The sequence below is a fragment of the Prevotella vespertina genome, from assembly GCF_009728485.1.
GTDB classification, from domain to species: domain Bacteria; phylum Bacteroidota; class Bacteroidia; order Bacteroidales; family Bacteroidaceae; genus Prevotella; species Prevotella vespertina.
This window is the reverse complement of the sequence record NZ_VVIQ01000015.1, coordinates 20,031-37,793: the sequence shown is the minus strand read 5'-3', so window position 1 is coordinate 37,793 and position 17,763 is coordinate 20,031. Positions and strand designations below refer to the sequence as shown.

Genomic DNA, 17,763 nt, shown 5'->3' with positions numbered 1-17,763 from the left:
CTGTTTTTTTTTGAACAATCAACTAATAACACCGAAAATGATAACTTATCATTAGTCGATTGATTAAGGCTAAAGGCAAATAGCTTTAAAGGTTAAACGATTGCTTCGATGCTACTTATTTCCACGCATAAGTTAACACATAATCATGTGTAACTTCGCTTACAAACTTTATGTCGATATTACTTCTAAGGTTGGTAACATGGTCTAAGGCAACGTTTACCTTCATCTCTTGAAGGGCTAAGTGCTCTTCTGAAAACAGTTTATAGGTGGTTTCCTTTGCACACCAAGCTATAAGCTGGGAACGTAAATCGGTGAAGGGCTCGTCAGAGCGAAGGTAACGAGAGGTGATACGACTCACACGATTGGACACATACTCAATGTCAATCCCTACTTCAAAGTCCGTGGAAAAGATAATAGCAACATAACCAATGGTGTGAGATATACTAATGTGATAGCCCTCGATAGTTGGTTTACCATCCTCATTATGATTGATAACAGGAACATAACCCAACATAGCAAAAAGAAGACGTTGCTCGCCTTCTTTCTCTGCCTTTCGCCCTTTGTCTATCGGCAAAAGACCGATAGTGATTTTATCAAAAACGTCACGCGTTATCCTCACAACCTATGATCACCTTGACTTTACTAATACGACGTTCATCTATCTCTAACACTTCAAAGGTATATCGCTTATACTTCAAAATCTCATGCACTGCAGGGAAATCGCCTTTGATTTCCAACAATAAACCAGCAAGTGAATCAGCATCACCTTCTACGTCATCAAACTCATCATCTGGAAGATTGAGTATTTTGGTAAAGTCATTCAATAAGGTTTTACCTTCAAAGATATAACTATTAGCGTCTAATTTGGTGTAGTTATGCTCTTCCTCATCGTATTCATCATTAATCTCCCCGACTATCTCTTCTAAGATGTCTTCGAGCGTAACTATACCACTGGTTCCACCAAACTCATCCACAACGATTGCAATATGAACTTTGTTCTCTTGGAACTCACGTAGAAGGTCGTCAATCTTCTTCGTTTCAGGAACAAAGTAAGGTGGACGTATCAAGCTTTGCCATCTAAAGTTAGCTGGCTTTGATAGATGAGGGAGCAAGTCTTTGATGTAAAGAACACCTCGGATATTGTCTTTATTATCTTGATAAACAGGGATACGAGAGTAGTTGTTATCAACAATACACTTCAACACATCCTCATAAGAACAGCGTATATCAAGGTCTATTATGTCTTGGCGAGAAGTCATCACCTCCTTTGCGGTCTCATCACCAAAACGTATAATGCCCTGCAACATACTTTGCTCATCTTTGATGTCGCTCTTATCAGTAAGCTCCAGTGCTTGTTCCAAATCATCGATTGATAATTGCCTATTCTCTTTCTGTAAGACTTTCTCTGCGAAAGCACCACTCTTTAAAAGAATTGTCTCTATCGGCCAAAATAACTTACGAAAGAACATAACCCCTTTCACTGCCTTACGACAGAAGGCAAGTGGATTCGTATTACCATATACTTTAGGAATAATCTCACCAAAAAGTAACAACAAGAAGGTTAATAGAATCGTAACACACAGAAATTGTAACCATTCTGCACTAAATGTTAGTAAATTGATGAGGATATAATTACACAACATGATGATGGTCACGTTAACAAGGTTATTCGTTATAAGAATAGTTGCCAGTGTGCGCTCACTATCATCACGAAGTTTCTGAACCAACATATCCAATGGGCTTTTATCTGGGTCCATAGCCTCTAAATCTGCTGGAGACAAACTAAAAAAGGCTATCTCTGACGCACTAGCAAAGCCAGATAAAAGGATAAGAAAGAATGCCAAGAGGATAGAAATAAGTATACTTGGACTTATTGGATTAACGGTGATATAAGAAGATATATCTAATAGAAAACTATCCATTAAAAAGGTAATTTGTTATTATCAGAGATGGAGTTATCAGCATCTTTATTCTTCTCTTCTGACGCATTTTCCATCTTTCGAGATGCACTTAACCATTCAAGATTATCCACATAGATTTCTGTAACCTGTCGGCGCACCCCTTTTTTATCATCATAAGAACGATTCCTTATACGTCCCTCAACATATAGTTTGTCGCCCTTATGAATGTATTGTTCGGCATACTTTGCCAAACTCTTAAATAGTACTATATTATGCCAATCGGTACGATTGGGGACTTTAGTTCCACCAGGAAGCTCATATCCTCGTTCTGTTGTAGCTAACGTAAAGGTAGCAACACATTGATCCGCATCATAATAGCGCACTTCTGGTTCACGACCAACATTACCAATTAACATCACTTTGTTCATATAGCACAAATCTAAAAGAAAGAGAAATTCTTTACTTCCACATTCCCAAATACTTAAATCTAAAGTTCTTACCTTTAGCTGAAGGGAACTGACTTCTATTGTCAACTCTCTCCTTCAAGTATTCAACCATACGTGTATAACAATCCCAGCCTGAAACAGCCTTGCATTGTACAACAAAATGCGTATCCCTGTATTCGTGCTTACCTGTAGATGGTATTAAAACAACACGCTTGAAATCAAGTTCACCTTCATACCAGCCCTCACGTTCTTCATTAAGATGCATAATTGCAGGATTCTCCTTACGCTGTATGCTATCAACGCTAGGACGCAATGCTTTCTTCTGTTTAAAATCCATCATACTAGGAGCCTCTGTCTTTATGACGATAAAATAAACACGAGGACGAACCTTATAACGTTTAGGATAGAATACATCACTCGCTGCATAATTCCTAATATCATCTTCCAATTCTGGAGTGAGTTGAATATCAGGAATAGAACTCAAAAAATCTAACGCCTCTTCAACATTATGTACTAATACTTCACTATCGAAATACCGTAAATATAAATTCATAAAGATAATGTTATGTATGTTTCTCTTTCTAACAAATAAGAGCGGCAAACGAGACTCGAACTCGCGACCCCGACCTTGGCAAGGTCGTGCTCTACCAACTGAGCTATTGCCGCATACAATGTAAGTAATTACTTACCAAAATCTGCATGTGAAGAGGAGGAGACTCGAACTCCCACGAATCAATTTTCACTACCCCCTCAAAGTAGCGCGTCTACCAATTCCGCCACCTCTCCAATATGCCTATAATATTCAAAGAACTTCCGTGCCCAGAACAGGACTCGAACCTGCACGTCGTGAAACACACGCACCTGAAACGTGCGCGTCTACCAATTCCGCCACCTGGGCATTAGTTTTGAGATAACTAAAAGCCTTTCAGAATATCAAAGAGCGGCAAACGAGACTCGAACTCGCGACCCCGACCTTGGCAAGGTCGTGCTCTACCAACTGAGCTATTGCCGCAATAAAACATCTACTTACTCTAAAGATTGATGATTGTCGGGGCGACAGGATTCGAACCTGCGGCCGCCTGGTCCCAAACCAGGAGCGCTACCGGGCTGCGCTACGCCCCGTTGCATATCCAGAAATTATTAGCAGTATTTCTGAATTGCGAGTGCAAAGGTAGTACTTTTTTTTGAAACTACCAAATGTTTCTGCGATTTTTCTATCAAAAAGTTCATTTATTTTTTAAACAAAGAACTTTGGGCATCCCAAGAATATATGTAAAATCCTGATAAACAACACTATATATTTATCTACACCTACATAGGACAAAATACTGCAAAAATATATATTCCATCATCGTCTGTATTATTTCAATTCAAATTTACTTTTTAAAGGGTATTTTGCAACAAAGAGTTTAGCAAATAAGAAATATCAAAAATGAAAACAACTGAAATTCATATCAATCACAAAATCACAATCATAAAATCACAAAATCAATTATGGTAGTATTATGCTTTTTCTTTATGTAAATAATGTATCATTATATATTATTATTTATTAATAAGGTATTATATTATATTAGGAATCCCTTTTTACACGTTGAAAATCCTTTTTGTGATTTTGTGATTGTGATTGTGTGATTGGGAATAAAAAAGCCCTACCCAACCTCTACAGCCTCCCCCGACCCCTCCGAAAGGAGGGGAGTGCAGATCGCGAGATTGCCCCAAAAAGTTTCAGAAGTTAGTGCTCGTATGCTTAGAGATAAGCGTTCTTAGCGTCAAAGATTAGCATTAGCAAACTCAAAGATTAACCTTAGCAAGGTCAGAAATTAGCGTTAGCAAGGTCAGAGTCAAAAGGTAAATGCACTACAAAAGATTCTGATTAACGTGATTAGGAAAACTTGGATTTCAAAAAAGTGAACATAGAAAAAATAAAAAAAGAAGATTGCGTAATAACACACAACCTTCTCCTCTATTTCAGTGACGAAAATATCAATTAGAAGAAACTTCTACTTAATGACACCTTCTTCTTTAAAAATCTTCTTCAACGCCTGTACGCCACGTTCAACCTGCTCCTCTGTATGAGTAGCCATCAAAGCAAAACGAACAAGTGTATCTTGAGGTGCACAAGCAGGAGGAATAACAGGGTTGATAAACACACCTGCCTCATATGCCAACTTCGTTACAATAAAAGTCTTCTGTATATCACGAACATAAAGTGGAATGATCGGACTCTCTGTCTCACCAATCTCGAAACCCTCCTCCTTGAAACGCTTCAAAGCATAGTTTGTAACTTTCCATAAATGTTCTATACGCTCTGGTTCATTTTCCAAGATATGAAGAGCCTCTAAAGCCGCAGCTGTAGCTGAAGGTGTATTACTTGCAGAGAAGATGTATGTACGACATGTATGACGAAGATAATTGATTGTATCCTTGTCTCCTGCAATAAAACCACCTATTGATGCAAGACTCTTTGAGAACGTTCCCATGATCAAATCGACTTCATCTGTTACATGGAAATGATCACAAACGCCCCTACCCTGACGACCAAACACACCTAAACCATGTGCCTCATCAACCATAATAGAGCAGTTGTATTTATGCTTCAGTTTCACAATCTCTGGTAGATTAGCTAAATCACCTTCCATTGAGAAGACACCATCTACAACGATAAGTTTCACAGCCTCATGCGGAAGTTTCTGGAGAACACGCTCCAAATCCACCATATCATTATGCTTATAGTGAAGTTGAGTTGCGAAACTCAAACGACGACCATCAACAATACTAGCATGATCACGATCGTCGCAAATAATATAATCACCACGCCCAACAACCATTGCTAGAACGCCAGCATTGACGGAGAAACCAGTAGAGAAAACAAGAGCTTCATCCTTTCCTTCAAAAGCTGCAAGTTCTTTCTCTAATTGAACATGAAGATCCAATGTTCCATTCAAGAAACGACTACCTGCACACCCAGTACCATACTTGTCTAAAGCACGATGTGCTGCGTCTATAACACGCTGATCATTTGGCAGACCCGTATAGGCATTAGAGCCAAACATGAGAATCTCGTTTCCATCGATATCTGTAACTTCTGTTCCTTGCTTACTCGTAATCTCGCGGAAATAAGGATAAACTCCTGCTTCTATAAACTTCTGCGGATCACGGTAACTTTTGTACTTATCTTGTAACTGTCCCATTATATTTAATATGGTGTAGCCAACGACTACATAATAATTATTTTAGGTTGCAAAGATACTAACTTTGTACGACAAAAAGAACAATTTGATTAGAAAAGTGCTTTTTAAAGTTTTTTTCATACCACTTTTTCAATAAGATATAAGATTAATGTGTAACTTTGCCGGAGGAACTATACTCTGACCATACAGCACTATGAATAAGAAAAGAATCGTTTTCATTCTTAATCCTATATCAGGAACTATCAGCAAGGCTGGTATTCCCGATCTTATTGAAGAACGACTTAACAAAAGTGAATTTGATTACAACATATTAGAAACACAATATGCAGGACATGCCACAGAGTTAGCAAAACAAGCAGTAAAAGAGGGCGTCAATATTGTCGTTGCTATTGGGGGTGATGGGACCGTAAACGAAATCGGTAAATCATTAATTAACACATCGACAGCTATGGCAATCTTACCCTGTGGGTCAGGTAATGGACTTGCACGCCATTTAAATCTACCGATGAATCTCAAGAAATGTATAGATATCATAAATGAATGCGAAATTAGAGCCTTAGATTATGGTATCATTAATGAGCACCCTTTCTTCTGTACCTGTGGTATGGGCTTCGACGCATTTATATCAATGCAATTTGCTCAAGCTGGTAAACGAGGACCTATCACCTACATGCAAAAAGTTTTGGAAGAAGGACTCAAATACCAACCAGAAACTTATGAGATAGAAGATGAAAATGGTGTTAAACGCTACAAAGCCTTCCTTGTATCAGCCGCCAATGCTTCACAATATGGTAACAACGCTTACATAGCTCCTCAAGCTTCTATGAGTGATGGACTATTAGACATCATTATCATGGAACCTTTCGATATTATTGAGGCACCACAAGTAGCTATTGAACTCTTTAACAAAACTCTTGACAAGAACCTCAAAATCAAAACTTTCAAAGCAAAGAAAATACATATCCACCGAAAGAAAGAAGGAGTAATCCACTACGATGGAGATCCCGTACTTTCTGGTGCTGACGTTGATATATCTATTGTGTCAAAGGGAATCAACATCGTGATTAACCACAATGCTGATAAGACACGCAGGCAGCCCAATATACTACAAACAGCTTTCTCTGAAATTTTCTATAACATTGACTTAATGAGGCAGGATATCACCAAACAAAGTAGAAAGGTGCAAGCTATCAACAAGACAATATTACGTAAGTTGAATATATAACTGTACCAATAAGAAGAATGGGCTTTACACTAAAAAATTTTCATATCACCCAAGAACATTCTGCTATGAAAGTTGGCACTGATGGTATACTCCTTGGAGCATGGGCGCAAGGTGGCGCAAGGATATTAGATATTGGAACAGGAACTGGACTTCTAGCATTAATGATGGCTCAGCGTTTTCCTAATGCCTACATTGATGCTATAGAAATCGACGCTAAAACATTAGAAGATGCAACGACCAACACACTATTATCGCCATTTAATAATAGAATTAGTCTCATCCATACTTCTCTGCAAGAGTATCATCCAGATACATTCAAAACTGACTTTGACAACATTTATGATGCGATTGTGAGTAATCCCCCCTACTTTATAAAATCATTAAAAAGCCCTTTACAAGAAAGGACTATTGCAAGACACACAGACACTTTAACACCCCATGATTTACTACATCACGCATCACGCCTATTGAAAGATGGAGGGCTTCTCTCTATCATTATTCCATCAGACAATAAAATTATTATAGAGTCAGAGGCTGTATTTTGTGGATTATCAACCACTAAAGTTGTTAATATAAAAACAAAAGAATCCAAGTCACCTAAACGGTGTTTACTCGAATTAAAAAAAACATTAACCGCACCGAAAGAAGAGACAAACGTAACATTAATGCAAGACAATGGAGAGCGTTCAGAGTGGTACCACCATCTCACTAAAGATTTTTACATTAAGTAAGAAAACAACTCATCACCATAGAATTGCATCAAGGTTACAAAACATTAAAGCACACTAATTCTTCTGTCTTTCGCTTTTATTTTGTAACTTTGCAAGCTAATATAGGTATAACAAAACTTTATGAAACAAAATAGCTCAATACAGATGTTTACAGATTACGAAGGCGACTTACCTGACTTAAATATCAAAGTTAATGGTGAAATCCCCATATTCGTAACCCGCAACCTCGTAATGTTCCCTGGAATCCTTTCCCCCATCCTTGTTGGAAGAAAGGCAACATTAGCATTGGTAAAATATTTGGAGAAAAATCCAGAAACCATCATTGCCATTGTAAGTCAGAAGGATAGCAATGTCAATGAGCCACAAGAGGACGACATCTATAAAACAGGTATCTATGCACGCTATGTACGTGCGTTTGATATGCCGGGCAATTATGAGGGAGATAACAAAACCATTATTTTACAAGGATTTGGCAAATGTCGTATCAAAGAGATAACGACCAAATCACCTTACATGAAAGGTTTTACTGAGGCGCTGCAAGAAGAAATGGATCCTAAGAAAGATAAGGAATTCATTACTGCTGTAGAAGACATGAAGTTAGTAGCTAAGGAGTATATTCATGGGAGCGAGGAAGTTCCTGACGATACTCAGCTTGCACTTGACAACATGGGCAACCCTATCATTGCTGTCAACTACACCTGCTCTACAATGCCTTTCCCCGTAGCTGATAAGATTCAAATGTTGGAAGAGAACTCCATCAAGGATCGTCTCTTCAGACTGATGAAGATACTGAACAGAGAAATTCAATTTCAACATTTACGTCAAGATATTCGCTCAAAAACACGTGAGGATCTTGATGAACAACAGCGTGAATACTTTCTCCATCAACAAATTAAGAATATAAAGGAAGAACTTGGTGATGGCGATTCTGCACCAGATAAGAAGGAATTACTGGAAAAGGCAAAGAATAAGAAATGGTCACAAGATGTTGCTAAAATCTTCCAAAAAGAAATTGATAAGCTCGACACACTAAACCCTCAAAGTCCTGATTATAGCATACAAGTAAACTATCTTCAAACGATGGTAGCCTTACCATGGAATGAATATACAACTGATAATCTCGACTTAAAGCGTGCAAAGCGTATATTAGATAAAGATCATTATGGAATGGAGAAGGTCAAGGAGCGAATCCTTGAATATATAGCTGTATTACAATTACGTGGCAGTCTAAAGTCTCCTATCCTCTGCCTTTATGGTCCTCCAGGTGTAGGAAAGACTAGCTTAGGAGTAAGTATTGCCGAAGCAATGAAACGTAAGTATGTACGTGTATCGTTAGGTGGTTTACATGACGAGTCTGAAATTAGAGGTCATCGCAAGACTTACATAGGTGCTATGCCTGGACGTATCATCAAGAACATACAAAAGGCAGGCTCTTCCAACCCTGTCTTCATCCTTGATGAGATTGATAAGATAACGCAAAACACAATTAATGGTGATCCCTCTTCTGCATTATTGGAAGTACTTGACCCAGAACAGAACAGTGCTTTCCATGACAACTACCTTGATATGGATTATGACCTCTCAAAGGTACTTTTCATAGCAACAGCCAATGATCTCAATACGATTCCGAGACCCTTGTTAGATCGCATGGAGTTAATCAATGTTTCAGGCTATATCACAGAAGAAAAGATAGAAATAGCAAAACGACACTTGATTCCAAAAGAGCTTGAAAATACGGGCTTAGATCAGTTAGAAGTTAAACCAAAGTTTACAAAGAGCGCATTAGAAAAGATTATTGAAAGTTACACACGTGAGAGTGGTGTACGTCAATTAGAGAAACAAATCAATAAGGTAATGCGTAAATTGGCATTTGAACAAGCGATGAACGCTAACTTACCTTACACGAAGATTACTCCAGAAGCACTGGAAGATCTCATTGGTAAGCCTCCTTTCACACGTGATATTTATCAAGGAAATAAATACGCTGGTGTAGTAACAGGACTTGCTTGGACAAGTGTGGGGGGTGAGATATTGTTTATTGAAACTTCTCTATCAAAGGGAAAGGCAGGAAAGTTAACACTCACTGGTAATCTTGGAGATGTGATGAAGGAATCAGCGGTTATTGCACTCGAATATGTCAAAGCACACATTGATACTTTAGGTATTGATTATCGCATCTTTGAACAATGGAACATACACATCCATGTACCAGAAGGAGCAACACCAAAGGATGGTCCTTCCGCTGGTATAACTATTGCTACAAGTATAGCCTCAGCCCTTACACAACGCAAGGTGCGCAAAAACACTGCTATGACTGGCGAGATAACGCTGCGTGGTAAAGTTCTTCCTGTTGGTGGTATTAAAGAGAAAATTCTAGCTGCTAAACGTGCAGGTATTACAGATATCGTAATGTGTTCGGAGAACAAGAAAGATATTGAAGAAATACCAGAGATTTACAGAAAGGGTATTGAGTTCCACTTCGTTGAGAATATCAAACAAGTATGGGATTTCGCTCTTACCGATGAGCTGGTAGAACATCCAGTAGACTTCACTATATCTGAAGACAATAAAGCTACAAAGAAATGACATTTGAACTGCAACATACAGATAACGCAAGCGATGCACGTACAGGACTAATCACGACAGCCCATGGACAGATAAAGACTCCTATCTTTATGCCAGTGGGTACTGTTGGTTCTGTGAAAGGTGTACACTTTGAAGAACTACGAAGACAGGTAAAGGCGCAGATTATCTTAGGTAATACTTATCACCTTTATCTACGTCCAGGTTTAGATGTATTAAAAGCTGCAGGTGGCTTGCATGGCTTTAATGGTTGGGAGCGCCCTATCCTTACTGATTCAGGTGGGTTCCAAGTATTCTCATTAACTGGTATTCGTAAGTTATCAGAGGAAGGATGTGAGTTTAGGAGCCATATTGATGGTTCTAAGCATTTCTTCACACCAGAGAATGTTATGGATACCGAACGCATTATAGGTGCAGACATCATGATGGCGCTAGATGAATGTCCTCCAGGTCAAAGTGATTATGAATATGCAAAGAAGAGTCTAGGCATGACCCAACGTTGGTTAACTCGTTGTATCAAACGATTCAATGAGACCGAACCTCTCTATGGTTACGAGCAAAGCCTCTTCCCTATTGTTCAAGGATGCACCTACAAAGACTTACGTCGAGAGGCTGCTAAGTTTGTGACGGATCAAGGTGCTGATGGTAATGCTATTGGTGGACTAGCTGTCGGTGAGCCTACTGATGTTATGTATGAAATGATTGAGGTAGTTAATGAGATTCTACCTAAAGATAAGCCACGTTACTTGATGGGTGTAGGTACACCACAAAACATCCTTGAGGCTATCGAGCGTGGTGTTGATATGTTCGATTGCGTTATGCCTACACGTAATGGTCGTAATGCAATGCTCTTTACTTACAATGGAACGATGAATATGCGTAACAAGAAATGGGAGAAAGACTTCTCCCCTGTTGATCCTGACGGATGTGACATCGATCAAATTACAAGTAAAGCCTATCTACACCATCTATTCAAGGCAGGCGAACTATTAGCAATGCAGATTGCTAGTATACACAACTTAGCTTTCTATCTTCGTTTGGTAACAGACGCACGAACACACATTGAGCAAGGCGACTTCGTTCAGTGGAAGGCATCTGTAATTGAGCAATTAGGAAGAAGAATTTAAGGATACGCACAATGCATAAGGTCAAAGAGATTGTAAGCATAATTAAAGGATTACTAGGTAAGCTTAGTCAAAGGATTAAGCCTTGCCTACCTTATATATATAAGGTGGGAAACTTACTCAAGAAGATCTCCCCAACTAGATATCTTGGCATTCTTGATTGGTACATCATTAAGAAGTTCATTGGAACTTATATCTATGCCATCCTTTTGATTATCTCCATCGCTATTGTATTCGACTTTAATGAGAATCTCTCAAAATTCACGCAATACCACGCACCATGGCGAGCCATCATCTTTGATTACTATGCCAACTTCATACCTTATTATTCCAACCTCTTCTCACCGCTATTCGTATTCATTGCTGTTATATTCTTCACATCTAAGTTAGCTGGAAACTCGGAGATTATAGCAATGTTAGCAGCAGGCGTGTCTATAAAGAGGTTAATGCGCCCTTACATGCTCTCATGCGTAGTCATTGCAGGCTTAACATTCTATCTCAATAGCTTTGTCATCCCCCATGGCACTGTTATCAGACAGAACTTTGAAACCTTATATCGTAATTCGAAGAAGAATACATCTGCGGAGGACATCCAACTATTTGTAGCTAAGAACACCACTGCTTATATCCAGAATTATGACGACCAATACAAGCGTGGTTATGGCTTTTCGCTTGTTAAGATCAAAAACAAGAAGATTGTAAGTCACTTAACCGCAATGGAGATTCAATATGATACGATTGCTGACTCAAAGTATCATTGGAAGTTAAGTAACTGGAAAATAAGAACGCTCAAAGGACTGAAGGAACACATTCAGAGTGGAGCAACTAAGGACACGGTTCTACTCATGGAGCCTACTGACCTTGTATATTCAAAAGGACAACAAGAAACGTTCACTTCACCAGAGCTTCTTGATTATATTTCTAAGCAGACAAGCCGTGGCTCAGGGAATGTGGTGCAATATGAGGTTGAGTTCCATAAACGTATAGCCATGTCGTTCTCCTCTTTCATATTGACGATTATTGGATTGACTCTTTCTTCTCGCAAGCGAAAAGGTGGAATGGGGCTATCGTTAGGTATAGGTCTTGCATTGAGCTTCAGCTATATTATGTTGCAAACAGTTTCTGCTACCTTCGCCATCCAAGACAACACACCACCAATGCTCGCGGCATGGATACCGAACATTATCTTTGCTATTGTCGCATACTTCTGTTATAGACATGCACCAAGTTAATAAGGAGAGTTAGAAGAAGAAGTAAGAACTACCCTCTGTGACAAAGAGGATAAATTAGAAATTATGTTTTTTGAAGATTTAGATTTAAACGATAATGTACTCGACGCACTCTATGATATGCGTTTTGATAAATGTACGCCCGTACAAGAGAAGTGCATTCCAGAAATATTAAAAGGTCACGACGTATTAGGCGTTGCACAAACAGGAACTGGTAAGACTGCGGCTTATCTTTTACCAGTATTATCTAAATTAGCCGATGGAGGCTACCCAGAGTCTGCCATAAATTGTGTAATCATGTCACCAACACGCGAACTTGCACAGCAGATAGACCAAGCAATGCAAGGTTTTGCTTATTATCTAAATGGCGTTTCCTGCGTTGCTGTCTATGGTGGCAATGATGGCAATCGCTATGACCAGGAACTTAAGAGCTTATCGCTCGGAGCCGATGTTGTCATAGCTACTCCCGGTCGTTTCATCTCTCACCTTTCATTAGGAAATGTTGATTTGTCAAAGGTTAGCTTCTTCATTCTTGACGAGGCTGATCGTATGCTTGATATGGGTTTCTCTGAAGACATTATGACCATCGCCAAGAAGCTCCCTAGTACTTGCCAAACGATTATGTTCTCGGCTACAATGCCTAAGAAGATTGAGGAACTCGCAAAGACTCTGCTAAAGAATCCAGTAGAAATCAAGTTAGCTGTCAGCAAACCTGCTGAAAAGATACATCAGATGGCATACGTGTGTTACGAAACACAGAAGATGGGGATACTCAAGGATGTCTTCAAAGGTGGAAACATGAAGCGTGTCATTATTTTCTCTGGATCGAAACAAAAGGTTAAGCAGATTGCAGGTGCGCTTAGCCGTAAGCATATCAACTGCGGTGAGATGCACTCCGACCTTGACCAAGAGCAGCGTAACGACATAATGTTCAAGTTCAAGAGCGGGCAAGTTGATGTTCTAGTGGCAACTGATATTGTCTCACGTGGTATTGATATTGATGACATCACAATGGTTATTAATTATGATGTGCCACACGATGTAGAAGACTATGTTCATCGCATTGGTCGTACTGCACGTGCTGATCATGATGGAACTGCTATCACACTTGTGAATGAAGATGACATCTACTTCTTTCAGCAGATTGAGTCATTCTTAGGTAAGGAGATCGAGAAGGTTCAACTACCTGATGGATTGGGCGAAGCACCAGAGTATAAGAGCAACGGAAAGCCTAAGAGGGGAGCTAGCGCAAAGAGCATTCGCAGGAAGAATAGGGACTATCAAAGTCACAAGGATAAGAAACAGGGCAATAACAAGCAACGTTCAAGACGCCCCGAACAGCAAAGTCAAGAATCTTCTGACAATAAGGTGCAGCACTCACAGGAGCGTAAGCCTAACTACAGGCAGAAGAACAAAGGGCAAGAACAGCAGAACAATAATAACAATGCTGTTGAGGCAAAGAGCGCAAACAAGCGGAATAATCGTCAAGACAAGAATAGGCAAACTGACAAGCAGACGAAGCCTAACAATAACAGACGAAACGACAAGGAAGCTGCAAGCAATAAGGAGGCTAGTCAGAAGACGAACGCTCAACAAAATAGAAAGCCTAACAACAAAAAGAAGAAGAATAACAATCGTCAGCGTAACACGAACGAGAAGGGTGCAAGAAGAAGTACGAAGTACGATATTCGTGAAGAGCTACCAACAAGTTCTAAGAGTGACTCTGGATTGAAAGCACTGATAAAGAAGCCGCTTAAGTGGCTCCGTAATCTTGGAAAGAAATAACATCCGATGATGATAATGCCTGTAGCTATACGCAAGTAAGCTACAGGCTTTCTTTTTACCATAACTTTTCTCTGCATAATACTTCAACTTAAAGTACAATGAGACTTTAAGTTAAAGTGCGATTGCCCTTTAAGTTAAAGTACAAATGGAGTTTAAGTTAAAGTACAAGCGCACTTTAACTTAATACACAAAAAGCCACACTAGAAAAGCACAAAGAACGTAAAGATGCAACCCTATAGCAAGCACTATTTAACCTTGTTAAGGAGCATAACCTTCCTTCTTCTGTTTCTCCAAAAAGCGTTGTATAGCAACCTTACTTTTCAACGTTTTTGTATGTGCAGAATAAAGATCACCATAATACACCTCACGATAGAAAGGTCCCCAATGTTCCTCTATTCTCACATTATCAGAATTAGTTGTAAAGAAGCCATAAAGTTCTGTGACTCGATACTTATCGTCTTCATACGATACATGAGTAGTTTCGCTATCTGACATCAGAAGCCATGAGTAGAAGATTTGTATAACGAATAGTACGGGCACCATTACCCATAACAAACTATACAAACAACCTATAAGTACCTCATGATTCTGCTCCCACCGACCTCTAATAAAACGAATAAGAAAGAAAAGCACTAACCAGGGAAGTGTGAACTGAGCAAACTTTGTAATAACTGGATAGAATGACCATGGCGATAACCAAACAACAATCAACCATAGAAGTTCGATACACAATAGGTATCGTAATAACTTAATTAGCCCTTTCTTGTACATACACTCACACTTATAAAAGGTAGGAAACCAGATATAACAACAAACGAGAAACAACTCGTTTTATTATCCTCAAAGCTGAGAAACATCCTACAACGATTGAAACGACAATGCAAAATCAAATAAGACCAACGTTGTTTATTCCCGTTTAATTTATTACTTTTGCAAGTGATTTTAAAATAAAAGTATGAAACTATCAACAATCGCACTCACAATCATGCTAGGGATCAGTTCTTCCTCCATGGCACAACAGAAAGATATTACCATTAAAATCGTTGAAACATCTGACGTACACGGATCGTTCTTCCCTTACGACTTCATTACACGTAAGCCAAAGAGCGGTTCCATGGCAAGAGTAAATACTTTCGTTGAAGATTTACGTAAGAAGGAGGGCAAAGAAAATGTTTATCTGTTGGATAACGGAGATATCTTGCAAGGGCAACCTATCTCTTATTATTACAACTACGTAGCCCCTGAGAAAACGAATATTGCAGCGAGTGTGCTCAACTATATGGGGTATGATGCCGCCACTGTAGGTAACCATGATATTGAGACAGGGCATAGTGTCTATGACAAGTGGTTTAAAGAACTACGCTTCCCTATTCTTGGTGCAAATATCATCAATACTAGAACGAACAAACCTTACATACTTCCTTACACGGTCATCAAAAAGAAGAACGGACTGAAAGTATGTGTTATTGGTATGCTGACACCTGCAATACCCAACTGGTTGAAGGAAACAATATGGAGTGGACTTCGTTTCGATGAGATGGTTTCATGTGCTAAACGTACCATGGCAGAGGTGAAAAAGAAGGAGAATCCTGATGTAATAGTTGGTTTGTTCCATTCTGGTTGGAATGGAGGTATCAAGACGCCCCAATATGATGAGGATGCATCTCAAAAGGTAGCGCAGGAGGTTCCTGGCTTTGATGTTGTCTTCTTCGGACACGATCACACGCCTCATAATTCAACTGAAAGAAACATCATAGGTAAGGAAGTCATCTGCCTTGACCCTGCTAACAATGCGCAACGCGTAGCAATGGCGACCCTAACATTGACTCCTAAGAACATCAAAGGTAAGAAACAATACACATTGACTAAGGCAAAAGGCGAACTCGTGGATGTGAGGGACTTGAAAGCTGATGAGGCTTTCATTAAGCATTTCCAACCAGAGATAGATGCTGTAAAACAATGGAGTGAACAGGTGATTGGTAATTTTGAAAATACAATCTACACGAAGGACTGCTTCTTCGGCAATTCTGCTTTCAACGATCTAATCCTCGACCTGGAACTAAAGATTACAAAGGCTGATATTGCCTTTAACGCTCCTCTACAATTTAACTCTGTTATCAAGGCTGGTCCTGTAACAGTGGGCGATATGTTCAACCTTTATAAATACGAAAACCAACTCTGTGTGATAAAGATGACTGGCGAAGAGATTCGCAAGCACCTTGAAATGAGTTACGACTTATGGGTAAACACGATGAAGAGTCCTGATGATCATCTGTTGTTACTCTCTAACACGCAGAATGATGCACAACGTTTAGGCTTCAAGAACTTCTCATTTAACTTCGATTCTGCCGCTGGTATTGATTATACGGTTGATGTAACTAAACCTAACGGCGAGAAAGTTCACATCTTACGTATGAGTAATGGGCAACCCTTCGATGAGCATAAATGGTACACCGTTGCTGTTAATAGTTATCGTGCAAATGGCGGTGGGGAACTACTCACAAAGGGAGCTGGAATACCACATGATTCACTTCAAAGTAGGATAATCTGGGAGAGTCCAAAAGATCAACGCCATTATCTCATGGAGGAGATTAAGAAGGCTGGTACCATGAATCCGCAAGCACATCAAAATTGGAAGTTCATACCAGAAGAGTGGACCATCCCTGCAGCTGCACGTGACCGCAAGCTCTTGTTTGGAGAATAAGTTAGAAGGGAGCATAAACTTCATAAACAGCTGATTATAACTATCATAAAGATGAAATATTACTGGTTTATCTTTTGTAAGACCGACCTTCTGTTAGAGAAGGTTGGTAATAACTATACGATTCCACTTTCAGAAGAACCACCTATCGCCTTACGTCCTTGGACTCATGTGATGAATATTGGTCCAACGGAGGATGGAACAGAAGTAAAAGCATTCATGATTGATAGTCCTGTAACTGATAATCCTAATTACGAGATGTGCGGACTTAGACCATCCTTTTATCTTCTTTCAACTGAATTGTACTTGAAGGCTGGCAAATGTCATGAACTGCTTTACTGGGATCAGAACACAAAATTCTGCGGTGTGTGTGGAGCACCCATGAAAATGCACACTGATATATCGAAACGTTGCACGAATTGTGCGAAAGAAGTATGGCCACAATTAGCGACAGCTATTATCGTCCTTGTTCATAAAGGTGATGAAGTGTTGTTAGTTCATGCACGCAATTTCAAATCCGACTTCTTTGGATTAGTAGCAGGTTTCGTTGAAACAGGAGAAACACTAGAAGAAGCAGTGCATCGTGAAGTAGCTGAAGAAACAGGTATCAAGATAAAGAACCTACGATACTTCGGTTCCCAACCCTGGCCTTATCCTTGTGGGCTAATGGTGGGCTTCAATGCAGATTATGATGGAGGCGATTTACAGTTACAGCAAAGCGAAATCTCAAAAGGAGCATGGTTCACAAAAGAGAATCTGCCCAATATTCCAGAACGTTTGTCAATCGCACGCATGATTCTTGATGATTGGATCAATCAAACTTCAATATAAACTAAAGAGTATT

The 17,763-nt window shown here is 39.4% G+C and carries 14 protein-coding genes and 5 tRNA genes; 8 read left to right on the top strand and 11 right to left on the bottom strand.

Translation table 11 applies throughout. The features are described 5' to 3' along the window. Positions 1–115: 115 nt before the first annotated feature. The 10 genes from F0475_RS10940 to spt all read right to left on the bottom strand — a co-directional run bounded on the left by F0475_RS10940 (position 116) and on the right by spt (position 5,541). Entirely contained in the window at positions 116–619 is a 504-nt protein-coding gene (locus tag F0475_RS10940; protein WP_317163225.1) for a 4'-phosphopantetheinyl transferase family protein, read from the bottom strand. Then, positions 603–1,922 carry a gliding motility-associated protein GldE gene (gene gldE, locus F0475_RS10935; RefSeq protein ID WP_155716655.1) on the bottom strand — a complete coding sequence of 440 codons (1,320 nt, stop codon included), beginning with the start codon at positions 1,920–1,922 and terminating at the stop codon, positions 603–605. Before gldE ends, F0475_RS10940 begins: the two co-directional genes overlap by 17 nt. Then, positions 1,922–2,329, bottom strand: coding sequence for a single-stranded DNA-binding protein (locus tag F0475_RS10930; RefSeq protein WP_155716654.1), 408 nt, complete (start codon positions 2,327–2,329; stop codon positions 1,922–1,924). The genes gldE and F0475_RS10930 overlap by 1 nt, the downstream gene beginning before the upstream one ends. A 31-nt stretch (positions 2,330–2,360) precedes the next feature. Next, positions 2,361–2,900: a hypothetical protein gene (locus F0475_RS10925; RefSeq protein ID WP_155716653.1), complete on the bottom strand. Its 540-nt coding sequence runs from the start codon at positions 2,898–2,900 to the stop codon at positions 2,361–2,363. 40 nt (positions 2,901–2,940) lie between these two features. Then, positions 2,941–3,013, bottom strand: a tRNA-Gly gene (locus tag F0475_RS10920). Between the two features lie 36 nt (positions 3,014–3,049). Beyond that, positions 3,050–3,133 (bottom strand) — tRNA-Leu (locus F0475_RS10915). 30 nt (positions 3,134–3,163) lie between these two features. Beyond that, a tRNA-Leu gene (locus F0475_RS10910) sits at positions 3,164–3,245 on the bottom strand. Between the two features lie 41 nt (positions 3,246–3,286). Continuing rightward, a tRNA-Gly gene (locus tag F0475_RS10905) sits at positions 3,287–3,359 on the bottom strand. A 36-nt stretch (positions 3,360–3,395) separates the two neighbouring features. Continuing rightward, positions 3,396–3,469: transfer RNA gene (locus F0475_RS10900), tRNA-Pro, on the bottom strand. A gap of 881 nt (positions 3,470–4,350) precedes the next feature. Beyond that, the gene (gene spt, locus F0475_RS10895; protein WP_155716652.1) at positions 4,351–5,541 is read right to left on the bottom strand and encodes a serine palmitoyltransferase; all 1,191 of its coding nucleotides are present in this window, start codon (positions 5,539–5,541) and stop codon (positions 4,351–4,353) included. Between the two features lie 193 nt (positions 5,542–5,734). On the opposite strand from spt, the gene F0475_RS10890 reads away from it, so the two are divergent. The 6 genes from F0475_RS10890 to F0475_RS10865 all read left to right on the top strand — a co-directional run bounded on the left by F0475_RS10890 (position 5,735) and on the right by F0475_RS10865 (position 14,218). Then, positions 5,735–6,766, top strand: a complete 1,032-nt coding sequence (locus tag F0475_RS10890; protein WP_155716651.1) for a diacylglycerol/lipid kinase family protein — start codon at positions 5,735–5,737, stop codon at positions 6,764–6,766. A 17-nt stretch (positions 6,767–6,783) separates the two neighbouring features. Further along, a complete protein-coding gene (locus F0475_RS10885) occupies positions 6,784–7,497 on the top strand; it encodes a tRNA1(Val) (adenine(37)-N6)-methyltransferase (protein WP_155716650.1) in 714 nt (237 codons plus the stop codon). Between the two features lie 120 nt (positions 7,498–7,617). After that, positions 7,618–10,083: an endopeptidase La gene (gene lon / locus F0475_RS10880; protein ID WP_155716649.1), complete on the top strand. Its 2,466-nt coding sequence runs from the start codon at positions 7,618–7,620 to the stop codon at positions 10,081–10,083. After that, complete coding sequence (gene tgt, locus F0475_RS10875; protein ID WP_009435140.1) at positions 10,080–11,207, top strand: tRNA guanosine(34) transglycosylase Tgt; 1,128 nt, start codon at positions 10,080–10,082, stop codon at positions 11,205–11,207. Before lon ends, tgt begins: the two co-directional genes overlap by 4 nt. An 11-nt stretch (positions 11,208–11,218) precedes the next feature. Continuing rightward, positions 11,219–12,436 (top strand): LptF/LptG family permease, encoded by a 1,218-nt coding sequence (locus F0475_RS10870; protein WP_009435142.1) that lies wholly within the window; start codon positions 11,219–11,221, stop codon positions 12,434–12,436. A gap of 63 nt (positions 12,437–12,499) precedes the next feature. Then, entirely contained in the window at positions 12,500–14,218 is a 1,719-nt protein-coding gene (locus tag F0475_RS10865; protein WP_155716648.1) for a DEAD/DEAH box helicase, read from the top strand. A 258-nt stretch (positions 14,219–14,476) separates the two neighbouring features. Here F0475_RS10865 and F0475_RS10860 read toward each other — a convergent pair whose 3' ends face one another. Further along, positions 14,477–14,989 (bottom strand): hypothetical protein, encoded by a 513-nt coding sequence (locus F0475_RS10860; protein ID WP_155716647.1) that lies wholly within the window; start codon positions 14,987–14,989, stop codon positions 14,477–14,479. Between the two features lie 184 nt (positions 14,990–15,173). On the opposite strand from F0475_RS10860, the gene F0475_RS10855 reads away from it, so the two are divergent. After that, a complete protein-coding gene (locus tag F0475_RS10855) occupies positions 15,174–16,922 on the top strand; it encodes a bifunctional metallophosphatase/5'-nucleotidase (protein ID WP_155716646.1) in 1,749 nt (582 codons plus the stop codon). A 51-nt stretch (positions 16,923–16,973) separates the two neighbouring features. Continuing rightward, the gene (gene nudC, locus F0475_RS10850) at positions 16,974–17,750 is read left to right on the top strand and encodes an NAD(+) diphosphatase (protein WP_004383324.1); all 777 of its coding nucleotides are present in this window, start codon (positions 16,974–16,976) and stop codon (positions 17,748–17,750) included. Positions 17,751–17,763 lie beyond the last annotated feature (13 nt).